The organism is Arthrobacter sp. 147(2020), from assembly GCF_013116715.1.
Lineage (GTDB): Bacteria > Actinomycetota > Actinomycetes > Actinomycetales > Micrococcaceae > Arthrobacter_D.
Genome location: NZ_JABFOM010000017.1, coordinates 44,526 through 58,218, shown reverse-complemented (window position 1 = coordinate 58,218; position 13,693 = coordinate 44,526). Strand labels below are relative to the sequence as shown.

Genomic DNA, 13,693 nt, shown 5'->3' with positions numbered 1-13,693 from the left:
TGACTGACACCCTTCCTCCCGCCGGCGCACATCCGCTGCTCGCGACGCTGCACCATACCGGCGAAGCCCTGCACGGTTTAACCTTCCCCCTGGCGGTGCACGGCGCCGAGGACTCCCGCCGCAACGCCGCCACGGCCGCGGCCCAGCTCGATGACTACGTGGTTCCCCGCGTCCGCAGCCTGGACGCGCCGCTGCTCGCCGTCGTCGGCGGATCCACCGGGGCCGGGAAGTCAACTCTCGTCAATGCGATCGTCGGACACCCCGTGACCCGCTCGGGTGCCATCCGCCCGACCACCCGGCAACCGGTTCTCCTGCATCATCCGGCTGACGACCGGTGGTTCTCCGACCAACGGATCCTCCCCACCCTCAGCAGGGTGCGCGCCGTTGACGCCGGCAGTCCTGCTCCGGTAACGGACGAGGCGCGCACCCCGGACCTACCCGGGGCTGGCACGCTGCTGCTGCGCCCCGACCCGATGATTCCCCTGGGCCTCGCGCTGCTCGACGCCCCCGACCTCGACTCGATCGCCGACGAGAACCGGCGCCTGGCCAACCAGCTCCTCGCCGCCGCCGACCTGTGGGTCTTCGTCACAACAGCCAACCGGTACGCGGATGCGGTGCCGTGGAAGCTCCTCGCGGACGCTGCCGCGCGGGACATCCTGCTCGCCGTCGTGCTGGACCGGGTCCCGCCGGGCGTCGAGGAGGAGATCCGCGGTGACCTGCACACGCTGCTCGCCGCCGCCGAGCTGGGCCATGCGCCGATCTTTACCGTCCCCGAACTACCGCTGGACCCGGAAGGGATGCTTCCCGCGGAGTCAGTGGACCCCATCCGGCGCTGGCTGCAGGCCTTGGCCGCCGATGCCGCAGGGCGTCGGGACATCGCCCGCCGCACCCTGTACGGGGCGGTGAAGTCCCTGGCAGGACGGGTGCACGCTGCAGCCGACGCACAGGACGACCAGTTGGCAGAGCAGCGGCGCCTCCAGGACGCGGTTACCCGCGCCTACGACAACGCCCTCGCGGGCATCCTCGACGCCACTCAAGACGGGACGCTGCTCCGCGGCGAGGTCCTGGCCCGCTGGCAGGACTTCGTGGGCACGGGGGAGTTCATGAGGGGTCTCGAGTCCCGGGTGGGCCGGGCCCGCGACGCCATTGGCTCCTTCTTCACCGGTCGCCCCACCCGGGCGGTCACGGTGGAGTCAGCCATCGAAACCGGCCTCCATGCCGTGATCGTGGAACAGGCGGCGCAGGCCGCCGAAAAAGCCGAGCGCGCCTGGCGGGACGCTGACGCGGGCCGGGACCTGCTCGCCGGGCTGCCGCCGCGCGAAGGCGACTTCTCCGCCGAGGCGGCCCGGGAGATCCGGGCCTGGCAGAAGGACCTCCTCGACCTGGTGAGTGCCGAAGGAGCCAACAAACGGTTCACCGCCCGGATGCTCTCATTCGGGGTGAACGGCGTGGCGGTGGCCCTGATGGTCGTGGTGTTCGCCTCCACCGCCGGACTGAGTGGATTGGAGATCGGTGTCGCCGGCGGGTCCGCCGTCGTCGGACAGAAACTTCTCGAAGCGGTGTTCGGAGAAGACGCGGTGCGGCGGCTGGCCCGCACTGCCCGCGACAATCTCCGGCACCGGTGCGAGTCCCTCCTCCGTGCCGAACAGCAGCGCTACCTGGTTCTGCTGGAACCGCTCAGTCGGCAACCCGAAGCGGCCGCCCTGCGCACCCTCGCCAACGAACTGGTGTCCCATCAAGCCCGGCAGAACGACGCCCGACAGGGCAGCGTCGACGACGGCGCCCCCGCCGCAGAGGGGCAGGAGCAGTGAGCCGCCACAAGGGCAAGGCGGCGGAATCGGCGGTGCAGAACCAGTTGGTCGCCCTGGCCACCGCCCACGACCTGGCGGTCGGACGCCTCCCCGAGGAGGAGCTTCAGGCTGCCCACGACGTACTCGACCGGGCCAGCACCCGCCGGTCCCTGTCCGCCGCCCACACGGTGGTGGGCATCTTCGGTCCCACCGGCAGCGGCAAATCGTCGCTGTTGAACGCGCTCACCGGCACCGACGTGGCCCGGGTCGCGGCCCGCCGCCCCACCACCTCCGAGCCGCTCGCCGTGCTCTGGAACACCGAGGGCAGCGGACCGCTGCTCGACTGGCTCCAGGTGGACCAGCGCCACGAACTGCCAGCCCACTCGCGGCTGGCTGCCGGGGGACGCACGTCCCGTGACGCCCTGGGCGGGCTGATCCTGCTGGATCTCCCCGACTTCGACTCGACGGCGGCGAGCCACCGCGCCATCGTGGAGCGGCTCGCCGGTCAGGTCGACGTCCTGCTCTGGGTGGTCGACCCGCAGAAGTACGCGGACGCCGCCCTTCACCACGGGTTCCTGCAACGCATGTCAGCCCACGGCGCCGTCACCCTGGTCGCGCTCAACCAGATCGACCGGCTGGTGGGGGACGAACCCGACCAGGTGGCAGCGTCGCTGCGGGACATCCTCGCCGGCGATGGTCTCGGGTCGGTCGCGGTGCATCAGGTGTCGGCTGCGACCGGGGCCGGATTGGACGGGCTGGTCAAGGACATCGGGGCGATCGTCAAACGCCAGAGCGCCGCGACGGCGCGGCTCACTGCCGACGTGAGTGCGGCGGCCGCCCCCCTTGCCGGGCATGCTGGGTCCTCCGATGCCAGCCCACCCGCCAAGGTGGACCGGTCGCGGTTGGTGGACCGCCTGGCCGGGGCCGCAGGCACCGAGACGGTGGTCGCCGCGGTGGTCGGCTCCTATCGGCGGGACGCCCACGCGGCCACCGGCTGGCCCGTGACCCGTTGGCTCGGGAAACTCCGGCCCGATCCGCTGCGTCGCCTGAACCTGCGCCGCCCCGACGTTGACGCTGCGGTCAACCGGACCTCGCTGCCCACCCCCGGGCCAGCGCAACGCGCCGCCATGGACGGCGCCCTCCGGGAGTATGCGGACGCTGCCGCCTCGTCCATGCGTGGCCCGTGGAGGGAGCAGCTCCGCAGCACCGCCCAGGCTACCGGCGGCCCGCTGGCCGACGGCCTGGACCAGGCCATCGCCGGGACTGACCTGCGGTGGGGCCGCCGTTCGTGGTGGTGGCCGCTGGTGGGCGTCCTGCAATGGATCCTGTTCGCCGCAGCCGTGGCTGGCCTGGCCTGGCTGGGTTTGCTTGCGGCGCTGGGCTTCCTGCAGATCCCGGCACCGGCTACCCCGCTCGTCGAGGGGTTTCCGCTCCCTACCCTGCTGGCACTCGGGGGAGCGGTCCTCGGGATTGCCGTGTCGATTCTCGCTGCGGTTGCCGCGCGGATCTCGGCTGGATCACGGGGCCGCCGGGCCCGGAGGCGCCTGCACGCGGCGGTCGCCGAGGTTGTGCTGCGCGACGTCGTCGCACCCGTCGATGCCGAGATTGACCGGTACAACGGCTTCCGGAAAGCCATCCTGGCGGCTCGTGGAGGCAGCTAGGCAGGCTACTTTTCGAGCACCGCCAGCACCTTATGCAGGGTCCGCAGATTCCGGGTGGTGCTTGAGTTCTTGAAGCGGGGCTTGCCGGAGATCTTGCTCAGCGGTGAGTCGAGGGTGCCCCCACGCGGGGCCAACCAGGCGGCGGCGTCGGGACCCAGCACCCGGAAGTCCCCGAGCCCTCCCGTGGCGCCACCGATTGCCCTGTCGATCGCCTCGACCAGGTCGGTGAGTGCTTCGGGATCGGAGAATAGCGTGATGTAGGTGTGGGTGGTGGGATCATCAGCGGGGAAGGGGCAGGCGTCCACCAGTTCGCGAAGCCGTCCAGCATCGAAGATCACCACCCAGGCGTCATAGCCAAAGGTGGAGCGCAGGAGTGTCTCCACCGCGTCCTTCAGCTCCTGGGCAGTGAGGTCCGAGCTGCAGGTGAGGTTTCCGGAGGCCAGCTGGGTGGCCACCCGGGTGACGGGAAGAGTCTCGACCGCTGCCCGCAGTTCAGCCATCAACAGATTGATACCGCCAACGTTGACGCCCCGCAGGAATACCGCATAGTCAGTCAAGGCGTACCTCAGTCATGGCGCCACCCTAGTCCGTGCTCTTGCCGACCGCCAGAGTCAACTGGTGGGCTGCGTTCAACACCACTTCGGCGTGGATGCGCCCCGGCTGGCGGGTCAGCCGCTCCATCGGACCCGAGATCGACACCGCGGCAATCACGCGGCCGGACGGCCCCCGCACGGGAGCCGACACCGAGGCGACCCCCGCCTCCCGCTCGCCCAGGCTCTGGGCCCAGCCCCGGCGTCGTACCCCGGCGAGCACCGTCGGGGTGAAGCGTGCCTCCTGCAGGCCCTTCAGGAGGCGGTCGTGGTCCTCCCACGCCAGCAGGCACTGCGCCGCGGATCCCGCCTTCATGGAGAGCTGGGTTCCCACCGGGATGGTGTCGCGCAACCCGATCGGGCGCTCCGCCGAGGCAACGCAAACCCGCCACTCACCCTGCCGGCGGAACAGTTGCGCGCTCTCCCCGGTGGCGTCCCGCAGATTCAACAGGACCGGTGATGCCGAAGCGATCAGCCGGTCCTCGCCAGCCGCAGCAGCCAGCTCCACCAGCCGGCTGCCCAGCACAAAGCGGCCCTGGATGTCCTTGCTGACCAGGCGGTGGTGGACCAGTGCCTGTGCGAGGCGGTGCACGGTGGGACGGGCCAGCCCGGTGGCAGCCACCAGCTGCGCCAGCGTGGTGGGGCCGGCCTCCAGCGCGTCCAGTACCGTCGCCGCTTTGTCTATGACCCCTACACCGCTAATATTGTCCATAGGATGATATTGCCGTCTCAGCATTTGAGATGCAACTACTTGAGATGTACGACGAACAGCACCGAAGGGAACGGGTCATGGGCAATACGCTCGCGGAGAAGGTCTGGGACGCACACGTTGTGCGCAAAGGCGAGGTCCAGGGTGCTGAATCGCAGCCAGATCTCCTTTACATCGACCTTCACCTGGTCCATGAGGTCACCTCACCGCAGGCCTTCGAGGGGCTTCGGTTGGCTGGCCGGCCGTTGCGCCGACCCGACCTCACTATCGCCACTGAGGATCACAACACCCCCACCTGGGACATCGACAAGCCGATCGCCGATCTCACCAGCCGCACCCAGATTGAGACCCTCCGCGCGAACTGCAAGGAGTTCGGCGTGCGGTTGCACTCACTGGGTGACGCGGAACAGGGAATCGTCCACATCATCGGCCCGCAGCTTGGTCTGACCCAGCCCGGCCTGACAGTGGTGTGTGGCGACTCGCACACCTCGACCCACGGGGCGTTCGGCGCCCTCGCCCTCGGCATCGGAACGTCGGAGGTGGAGCACGTCATGGCCACCCAGACCCTTTCCCTGAAGCCCTTCAAGACCATGGCGATCACCGTTGAGGGCACCCTGAAGCCCGGCGTGACGTCGAAGGACATAATTTTGGCCGTCATCGCCAAGATCGGCACCGGCGGTGGCCAGGGATACGTGCTGGAATACCGTGGTTCGGCGATCCGGGCCCTGTCGATGGAAGCGCGGATGACCATCTGCAACATGTCCATCGAGGCCGGTGCCCGCGCCGGCATGGTGGCACCCGACGAGACAACCTTTGAATACCTCAAGGACAAGCCCCACGCACCCCAGGGCGAGGACTGGGACGCCGCCGTCGAGAACTGGAAGACCCTGGTCACCGACGACGACGCCGTCTTCGACGCCGAGGTGTTCCTTGACGCCAACGAGCTCGAGCCCTTCGTCACCTGGGGTACCAACCCCGGCCAGGGCGTGTCCCTGTCCCAGGCGGTGCCGTCTCCCGATGACTTCGCCGACGAGAACGACAAGGCGGCCTGCGAGCGTGCCCTTGAGTACATGGCCCTCGACGCCGGGACCCCGATGAAGGACATCCGGGTGGACACCGTGTTCCTGGGTTCCTGCACCAACAGCCGGATCGAGGATCTGCGCATCGCCGCCGATATCATCCGCGGCCGGGCCAAGGATCCTGACATCCGCATGATGGTGGTACCCGGCTCGGCGAGGGTCCGCCTTGAGGCCGAGGCGGAGGGCCTGGACCAGGTGTTCAAGGACTTCGGCGCTGAGTGGCGCTTCGCCGGCTGCTCCATGTGCCTGGGCATGAACCCGGACCAGTTGGCACCGGGGGAGCGCTGCGCCTCCACCTCGAACCGCAACTTCGAGGGTCGCCAGGGCAAGGGCGGCCGCACCCACCTGGTGTCCCCGGTAGTCGCTGCGGCGACCGCCGTCCGCGGGACGCTCAGTTCGCCGTCGGACCTCGACCCCCTGCCACCCGCTACGACCGGCCAGCACGACGACGTCGTCGTCCCCTCCGCTTCGAACGCCGCCTAGGAGAACCCCATGGAGAAGATCACCACGCACACCGGCATTGGAGTGCCGCTGCGCCAGAGCAACATCGACACCGACCAGATCATCCCGGCAGTGTTCCTGAAGCGCATCACCCGGACCGGCTTCGAGGACGCCCTGTTTTCCGAGTGGCGCAAGGACCCAAACTTCATCCTGAACCAGGAGCCGTTCAACGCCGGCTCCGTCCTGGTGGCGGGACCCGACTTCGGCACCGGATCATCCCGTGAGCACGCGGTCTGGGCGCTGAAGGACTACGGTTTCAAGGCAGTGCTCGCATCGCGGTTCGCCGACATCTTCCGCGGCAACTCGGGCAAGCAGGGGCTGGTCGCGGCGCAGGTGGCGCAGGACGACATCGAGCTGATCTGGAAAGTACTCGAGAACCACCCGGGCACCGACGTAACTGTTGACCTGGTGGAACGCACTGTGGTCTGCGGGAGCGTCACAGCTCCTTTCCAGATCGACGACTACACCCGCTGGCGGCTGCTGGAGGGACTGGACGACATCGCCCTGACCCTCACCCACGAGGAGTCGATCACCGAGTACGAGCGATCCCGCCCCACTTTCAAGCCGAAGACGCTACCCGCCCGGACCTGAGGCTGCCGCCCCGGGGTGGAACCCCTGGGGTGGGGAAACTCATTCAGCCGGCGGGGTTCCGCGGTCCGGCGGGGAATGAATCGGGATTCACGGCAGTTTTCGCCAGTACCCCCGGGGAGCCTATTTCAGTCTTGTTGGACATGCTCCTATGCTTAGCGGGAGGCAAAAGCTGCTCTGGGGGCAATCTCTGTTGTGTGCAAATCGTAGAAAATAGGTGTTCATGGGAAGCGTGCTGACCATTCGTGGTGGAGTCCCTCTGACCGGCAAGGTCTTCGTTCGCGGAGCCAAAAACTTGGTGCCCAAAGCGATGGTCGCCACCCTGTTGGGCAATGCCCCCTCAATCCTGCGGAACGTCCCCGAGATCAAGGACGTCGAGGTTGTCACCAGCCTCCTGAAGCTCCACGGCGTGGAAGTCACCAAGGACCCGGTCACCGGGGACCTGAGCATGGACCCCAAGGGCGCGAAGATGGCCCAGTCCAAGGACATCGACGCTCACGCCGGCGATTCGCGGATCCCCATCCTCTTCTGCGGCCCCCTGATGCACAGCATCGGCGAAGCCTTCATCCCCGACCTTGGTGGCTGCAAGATCGGTGACCGGCCGATCGATTACCACATGCAGGTGCTCCGCAACTTCGGAGCCGTCGTCGACAAGCGTCCCGGCGGAATCTCCATTTCCGCACCCAAGGGACTGCACGGCGCGAAGCTGGAGCTGCCCTACCCGAGCGTCGGAGCCACCGAGCAGGTACTCCTGACCGCCACCCGGGCCGAGGGCATCACCGAGCTCAAGGGTGCCGCCGTCGAACCCGAGATCATGGACCTGATCGCCGTCCTGCAGAAAATGGGCGCGATCATCACCGTGCAGACCGACCGGACCATCCGGATCGAGGGCGTGAAGGAGCTTACCGGCTTTAACCACAAGGCCATCTCGGACCGCAACGAGACGGCATCCTGGGCATCGGCCGCGCTGGTCACCCAGGGCGACATCTATGTCGAGGGCGCCCGTCAGCTGGACCTGACCGCCTTCCTGAACACCTACCGCAAGATCGGTGGCGCTTTCGACGTCGACGACGACGGCATCCGCTTCTACCACCCGGGCGGCAAGCTGTCCCCGCTGGTGCTTGAGACCGATGTGCACCCCGGCTTCATGACCGACTGGCAGCAGCCCCTCGTCGTCGCCCTGACGCAGGCCGGGGGAGTGTCGATCGTGCACGAGACCGTCTACGAGAACCGGTTCGGCTTCACCGACGCCCTCATCCGGATGGGCGCCAACATCCAGGTCCACCGCGAGTGCCTGGGCAGTGTCCCCTGCCGTTTCGGCCAGCGGAACTTCCTCCACTCGGCGGTCATTTCGGGACCGGTGCAGCTGCACGGCGCCGATATCGACATCCCGGATCTGCGGGGCGGCTTCAGCCACCTGATCGCGGCCCTCGCCGCGAAGGGCACCTCCCGGGTGACCGGCATCGAGCTGATCAACCGCGGCTATGAGCGGTTCCAGGACAAGCTCGAGGGGCTCGGGGCTGACTTCGACGTCACACCCGATACCGAGGCGACGCCCGAGGGGGTCAGCCGCTAGGCTCAGCGGCACTCATTTATGGCTGAATCGAGGAAATCCCGGGTGACGTTCGGCGTGCTCGCCGTCACCGTGCGTCCGATCATGAACGCGCTGATGGCGAAGCGGTGGTCGGGGGCAGAGAAACTGCCGAAGGACACCGGCTTTATCGTCTGCCCCAACCACATCACCGAGATCGACCCGGTGGTGATCGGCCATTTCCTGTTCAACCACCAGGTGACACCGCATTTCCTCGCGAAGGCCTCACTGTTCAACGTGCCCATCATGGGGTGGATCCTCAAGGCCACCGGCCAGGTGCCGGTGGACCGGACCACCGCGGGTGCCAACCGGTCCCTCGAGGCCGCCCGGGACGCGATCAGCGCTGGCGGTGGCATCGTGGTGTACCCGGAGGGCACCCTGACCCGGGACCCCGACCTGTGGCCGATGAAGGGCCGCACGGGTGCGGCACGCCTGGCCCTTCAGACCGGGGCGCCGGTGGTTCCCATCGCGCACTGGGGCGCCCACGAGGTATTTCCGCGCTACGCCAAGCGGCTCTACCTGTTCCCACGGAAAACCTCGCGGGTAGTGGTCGGTGACCCGATCGATTTCGCCGACCTGGCCGGGAAACCCATCACCAAGACCGTCCTGGACACGGCCACCGACCGGATCCTCGATGCGCTGACCGAGCTCGTGGCCGAGTTGCGCCAGGAGACCCCGCCTACAGAACGCTGGAACCCGGCGGACAAGCACCAGAAAAGTACCGGCAGGGACTACGACAGTCCTCCAGAGGGGACCCCGTGACGCGCACCCCTCCCGCCGTGGTCGCCGTCCTGGGCGCCGGCAGTTGGGGGACCACGTTCGCGAAGATCCTCGCCGACGCCGGTGCCGCCCACGGCACCCAGGTGAAACTGTGGGCACGCCGCGACGACGTGGCCACCGAGATCAACACCACCCGGCGCAACAGCAGGTATCTTCCGGACACAGTCCTGCCCGCGAACATCACCAGTTCCAGCGACATTGCCGAGGTGCTCGACGGTGCCGAACTGGTTGCTGTCGCCGTCCCCGCGCAGTCGCTCAGGCCCCAGCTGGCCAGCTGGAAGCAGTTCCTCAGCGCCGACGCAGTGGTGGTCTCCCTCATGAAGGGGCTCGAGGTCGGCTCCGACGCGAGGATGAGCCAGGTGATCGCTGCCGAACTGGACCTCCCCGAGGACCGCATCGCAGTGGTGTCCGGCCCCAACCTGGCGCTCGAGATCGCCCGGCAGGAGCCCACCGCCTCGGTGGTCGCCTGCCCGGACGAGGAGGTGGCTGCCTGGATCGCTGCCGCGTGTACCGCCAGGTATTTCAGGCCCTACACGAACCCCGATGTGGTGGGCGTCGAAATTGGCGGGATCGTCAAGAACGTCATCGCCCTCGCCGTCGGAATCTGCGAGGGAAAGCAGATGGGCGACAACACCAAGGCCTCGGTCATCACCCGCGGGCTCGCGGAGACCACGCGGCTGGCCGTCGCGCTGGGTGGGGAAGCCGAAACGATGGCCGGCCTCGCGGGGATGGGCGACCTGATCGCCACCTGCTCGTCCGCGCTGTCCCGCAACCACACAGCTGGCAGGTTACTGGGGCAGGGGCTGACCCTGGACGAGGTCACCGAGAAGATGAACCAGACCGCCGAGGGCATCAAGTCCGCCCAGGCCGTGCTGGACCTGGCCGGTAAATTGGGTGTTGATATGCCCATTACCGAGAACGTGGTGGCAGTGCTCCAGGGCACCGTCTCCGTCCATGACCTGGGGCCGCGACTGTTGTCCCGCGACCTGAAATCCGAAGGCAAACTGTGACTGTAGTTCCACCCGCGACGCCCGATCCTGACCACATGCCCAAGCCACGGGTACTGGTTCTCTTCGGCGGACGATCCAGCGAGCATGCCGTCAGCTGCATCACTGCGGCCGGCGTGCTCGAAGCGATCGACCGGGACAAGTACGAGGTCATCCCGGTCGGGATCGCGAAGAACGGCCAGTGGGTGCAGGTCTCCGGTGATCCGTCGCAGTGGTCGCTGCGCTCCGCGACTCTTCCCGAGGTCCAGGCATCGGACGAATCGCTGGTCCTCGCCGCGGCTGGCGTCGGCATGGATCTCGCCTCCACCGAGCTCATGGTGACCGCCGCTGAACAAATGCCGCGCAGCCTGGGCGGGGTCGACGTCGTCGTGCCGCTGCTGCACGGACCGTTCGGTGAGGACGGCACCCTCCAGGGATTGCTGGAGATGGCCGACATCCGGTACGTCGGTGCAGGGGTGCTGGCGTCCGCCGTCGGCATGGACAAGCACTACATGAAGGTGGTCTTCGCCGCCGCCGGTCTGACGGTGGGACCGTACGAGGTCATCACCGACCGCCAGTGGGTCAACGACCGCGACGGGTGCCTTGCCCGTGCGGCGGCCCTGGGATTCCCCTCCTTCGTGAAGCCCGCCCGCGCCGGCTCGTCGATGGGGATCACCCGGGTGGCGTCGGAGGAGGACCTGGCCGCCGCCGTCGAGGTGGCCCGTGACTTCGATCCAAAGGTGCTGGTCGAGGCTGGCATCATCGGCCGGGAGATCGAGGTGGCCGTCCTGGAGGGTCGCGGCACCAGCGAACCGCGGACCTCATTGCCCGGTGAGATTGCCGTCCAGCCCGGCGACCACGACTGGTACGACTTTGAGGCGAAGTACGTCGACGGTGCCGCCGCCGAGCTGAGCTGCCCGGCTGACCTGCCGCCCACCGTCAGTGACCGGGTTCGCACCCTCGCGGCCGAGGCGTTCGACGCTGTCGGCGCCGAGGGACTGTCCCGGGTCGATTTCTTCTACACCCCGGCGGGTGGACTGATCATCAACGAGATCAACACCATGCCGGGCTTCACCCCGATCAGCATGTACCCGCAGATGTGGGCCAAATCCGGCCTCACCTACACGGAACTCATCGACGAGTTGATCACCCTGGCCCTGAACCGGAAGACCGGCCTCCGCTAACCCGGCTGACCGGCGCGGAAGATGCCAGACGGGTCGTGCCGTCGTCGTTTTGGTGAGCAACCCGGACAGGCAGGGTCAACCTGGACATCGGTGAGTGAGATCTTGCCCTCCAAGGTCCAGGTTCCTCACCAAAACCGAGGTGGGTCCCAAGAGCCGTCAGGTGAGACCCTAGGCGGTGACCAGCACCGCCCCGGCGAGCGTGATCCCGCCGAGGAACACCGTCGAGATGCCTCCAAGCACCAGGTTCTTCCCTCCGGTGCGTGCCAGATGCGGGATGTCGATCCCGGTGCCCAGGCCGAACATCGCTGCAGCCAGCAACAGCGTGGCGGTCAGGGAAGCGGCGTCGAGGACGGGTTCGGGGACCACCCCTGTGGAGCGGAGCAGCACCAGGGCCAGGAACCCGACAACGAACAGTGGCACAATCGGGGCCACCCGCCCCGTCGCGGACGGCTGTGCACCCTCCGTGCGCCGGATACCGACCGACACGAAGGCCGCGACGGGCGCCAGGAGCACCACGCGGCCCAGCTTCACCACCGTCGCCACCGCGAGGGCGACGGCGCCAGCGGTGCTCGCGGTGGCCACCACCTGGGCCACCTCGTGGACGGCGAGTCCGGACCAGATACCGAAGGTTTCGGGAGAGAGCCCGAGCAGGTTCCCGATCAGCGGCAGCCCGACAATCACTGCCGAACCGTAGAGGGTCACCATGGCGATGGCGCTGGCCACCTCGTCGTCGTCGGCGTTGACGATGCTCTGCATGCCAGCGATGGCTGAGGCGCCGCAGATCGAGAACCCGGCAGCCATCAGGGTTGATGCCGCGCGGCTGAGGCCGAGCCTCTCACCCACGTAGCGGGTGAACAGGAAGCTAATGAAAACCGAGACGATGATTAAGGCGAGGACTGGATAGCCGAGGCTGAGGATCTCGGGGAGGGACAGCTGCAGGCCCAGGACGACGACGCCGAGGCGCAGGAAGCGCTTGGTGGCCCGCTGGATGCCGGGCCGGATGCGGGGGTGGAACAACCCGGTGTTGCGTACCAGCAGGCCGAGGGCGAGCGCCACGACGAGGGCGCCGATGAATCCCTGAAGACTGGCGACGAAGAGTGAGACGGCGACGGCGGCTGCCATGACCAGTACTCCGGGGAGCAGGTTGATGACTGCCGCGGTGGCGGCCGAGCGCTGTGTGGTCACTGGGTTTCTTTCAGGGCGCTCGGGTGAAGCGGGTGCCGGGATGGGGGAAAGGGCGCTGCCCATCCCGACGGCGTACCGTCGGGATGGGCAGGGTGCGCTTAGAGGAGGTCGTATTCCTCAAGGAACGCGGTGGCCACGGTGGCGCTGGCTTCGCGGTCCACCTGAACCCGTGCGAGGTATTCGGTGAGGTTCTCGGTGGTGAGGGCAGCCGAAACCGCGTTCAGCGATTCGGTCACCGCATCGGTCACCTTGGACTCGCGAATGATCGGAACGATGTTCTCCGAGAGGTAGAGGTTCTTGGTGTCCTCAAGGATCACCAGTCCCTCGGTCTCGATGACCGAATCGGTGGAGAAGATGTTTGCCACATCAACCTGGCCACTGATCAGGGCTTCGCGGGTGAGCGGGCCACCCGCGTCGAGGGCCTGGAACTCGCCGAAGGTGATTCCGTAGAGTTCCTCAAGGCCCAGCAGGCCCTGGAAACGCTCGGCCCATTCTGGGCCCGCTGCGACGCTGAGTTCACCGGCGACAGGAGCGAGGTCGTCGATGGTTTCGAGGTCGTACTCCTCGGCGGTTTCGGGAAGGACGGCAAGCGTGTCCTTGTCCTCTGCCTCGGACTGTTCGAGGGCAACAATTCCCTCGGGGAGGACCTCGACCATTGCCTCGTACACCTCGTCGGGAGCGGTGATCCCTTCGGGGGCGCCACCCTCTACGAGCGCCGAGTACAGCGCGCCGTTGTACTCGGGGAGCAAGTCGATCGACCCGTCCTCAAGTGCCGCAAGGTACAGGTCGCGTGCACCGATGTTGAAGCTGCGCTCCACCTCGATGCCTTCGGCTTCGAGGACCTGCGCGTACATCTCGGCAAGCAGTTCGCTCTCCGGGAAGTTGGCCGAACCAATGGCGATGGTTTCGGCGTCGACCGATTCGCCGCCGTCGGAGGCGAGTGGATCGCCACCGCACGCGGTGAGGGCCAGGGCCGCTGCGCCGAAGAGCGCAACGCTACTCATCAGTTTCGTGGAGCGTTTTCTTATCATGGGTCGTGCCTTTCGGTC

Annotated in this window: 12 protein-coding genes; 8 read left to right on the top strand and 4 right to left on the bottom strand. The window is 67.5% G+C overall.

The window, feature by feature from the left end; all coding sequences use genetic code 11:
• Positions 1-35 precede the first annotated feature (35 nt).
• Both HMI58_RS11930 and HMI58_RS11925 read left to right on the top strand, forming a co-directional pair.
• On the top strand, positions 36-1,811 hold the full coding sequence (locus HMI58_RS11930) for a dynamin family protein (protein ID WP_205208135.1): 1,776 nt from the start codon (positions 36-38) through the stop codon (positions 1,809-1,811).
• Positions 1,808-3,451, top strand: a complete 1,644-nt coding sequence (locus HMI58_RS11925; RefSeq protein WP_171620032.1) for a GTPase — start codon at positions 1,808-1,810, stop codon at positions 3,449-3,451. Before HMI58_RS11930 ends, HMI58_RS11925 begins: the two co-directional genes overlap by 4 nt.
• A 5-nt stretch (positions 3,452-3,456) precedes the next feature.
• Here the strand turns inward: HMI58_RS11925 and HMI58_RS11920 are convergent, their stop codons facing one another.
• Both HMI58_RS11920 and HMI58_RS11915 read right to left on the bottom strand, forming a co-directional pair.
• The gene (locus HMI58_RS11920) at positions 3,457-4,008 is read right to left on the bottom strand and encodes a DUF1697 domain-containing protein (RefSeq protein ID WP_171620030.1); all 552 of its coding nucleotides are present in this window, start codon (positions 4,006-4,008) and stop codon (positions 3,457-3,459) included.
• A gap of 25 nt (positions 4,009-4,033) precedes the next feature.
• Positions 4,034-4,753 carry an IclR family transcriptional regulator gene (locus tag HMI58_RS11915; protein ID WP_171586077.1) on the bottom strand — a complete coding sequence of 240 codons (720 nt, stop codon included), beginning with the start codon at positions 4,751-4,753 and terminating at the stop codon, positions 4,034-4,036.
• A gap of 77 nt (positions 4,754-4,830) precedes the next feature.
• Here HMI58_RS11915 and leuC point away from each other — a divergent pair, with 77 nt between their 5' ends.
• The 6 genes from leuC (at position 4,831) to HMI58_RS11885 (ending at position 11,459) form a co-directional block, all read left to right on the top strand.
• Positions 4,831-6,312 carry a 3-isopropylmalate dehydratase large subunit gene (gene leuC / locus HMI58_RS11910; RefSeq protein WP_171620060.1) on the top strand — a complete coding sequence of 494 codons (1,482 nt, stop codon included), beginning with the start codon at positions 4,831-4,833 and terminating at the stop codon, positions 6,310-6,312.
• Positions 6,313-6,321: 9 nt separating this feature from the next.
• Complete coding sequence (gene leuD / locus HMI58_RS11905) at positions 6,322-6,921, top strand: 3-isopropylmalate dehydratase small subunit (RefSeq protein WP_171620028.1); 600 nt, start codon at positions 6,322-6,324, stop codon at positions 6,919-6,921.
• Positions 6,922-7,141: 220 nt separating this feature from the next.
• Positions 7,142-8,494 (top strand): UDP-N-acetylglucosamine 1-carboxyvinyltransferase, encoded by a 1,353-nt coding sequence (gene murA / locus HMI58_RS11900; protein ID WP_171586075.1) that lies wholly within the window; start codon positions 7,142-7,144, stop codon positions 8,492-8,494.
• An 18-nt stretch (positions 8,495-8,512) separates the two neighbouring features.
• Positions 8,513-9,271, top strand: a complete 759-nt coding sequence (locus tag HMI58_RS11895) for a lysophospholipid acyltransferase family protein (RefSeq protein ID WP_171586074.1) — start codon at positions 8,513-8,515, stop codon at positions 9,269-9,271.
• Positions 9,268-10,299 (top strand): NAD(P)H-dependent glycerol-3-phosphate dehydrogenase, encoded by a 1,032-nt coding sequence (locus HMI58_RS11890; RefSeq protein ID WP_171620025.1) that lies wholly within the window; start codon positions 9,268-9,270, stop codon positions 10,297-10,299. Before HMI58_RS11895 ends, HMI58_RS11890 begins: the two co-directional genes overlap by 4 nt.
• A 35-nt stretch (positions 10,300-10,334) precedes the next feature.
• The gene (locus tag HMI58_RS11885) at positions 10,335-11,459 is read left to right on the top strand and encodes a D-alanine--D-alanine ligase family protein (RefSeq protein ID WP_171620023.1); all 1,125 of its coding nucleotides are present in this window, start codon (positions 10,335-10,337) and stop codon (positions 11,457-11,459) included.
• 168 nt (positions 11,460-11,627) lie between these two features.
• On the opposite strand, the gene HMI58_RS11880 is transcribed toward HMI58_RS11885, so the two are convergent.
• Positions 11,628-12,644: a putative sulfate exporter family transporter gene (locus HMI58_RS11880; RefSeq protein WP_171620022.1), complete on the bottom strand. Its 1,017-nt coding sequence runs from the start codon at positions 12,642-12,644 to the stop codon at positions 11,628-11,630.
• 98 nt (positions 12,645-12,742) lie between these two features.
• Positions 12,743-13,675, bottom strand: coding sequence for an ABC transporter substrate-binding protein (locus HMI58_RS11875; protein WP_171620020.1), 933 nt, complete (start codon positions 13,673-13,675; stop codon positions 12,743-12,745).
• Positions 13,676-13,693: the final 18 nt, after the last annotated feature.

Bases quoted from the DNA above. Each gene is read 5' to 3' on its own strand.
- HMI58_RS11915 (WP_171586077.1), bottom strand. From the start codon at position 4,753: ATGGACAATATTAGCGGTGTAGGGGTCATAGACAAAGCGGCGACGGTA.
- leuC (WP_171620060.1), top strand. From the start codon at position 4,831: ATGGGCAATACGCTCGCGGAGAAGGTCTGGGACGCACACGTTGTGCGC.
- leuD (WP_171620028.1), top strand. From the start codon at position 6,322: ATGGAGAAGATCACCACGCACACCGGCATTGGAGTGCCGCTGCGCCAG.
- murA (WP_171586075.1), top strand. From the start codon at position 7,142: ATGGGAAGCGTGCTGACCATTCGTGGTGGAGTCCCTCTGACCGGCAAG.
- HMI58_RS11895 (WP_171586074.1), top strand. From the start codon at position 8,513: ATGGCTGAATCGAGGAAATCCCGGGTGACGTTCGGCGTGCTCGCCGTC.
- HMI58_RS11885 (WP_171620023.1), top strand. From the start codon at position 10,335: ATGCCCAAGCCACGGGTACTGGTTCTCTTCGGCGGACGATCCAGCGAG.
- HMI58_RS11875 (WP_171620020.1), bottom strand. From the start codon at position 13,675: ATGATAAGAAAACGCTCCACGAAACTGATGAGTAGCGTTGCGCTCTTC.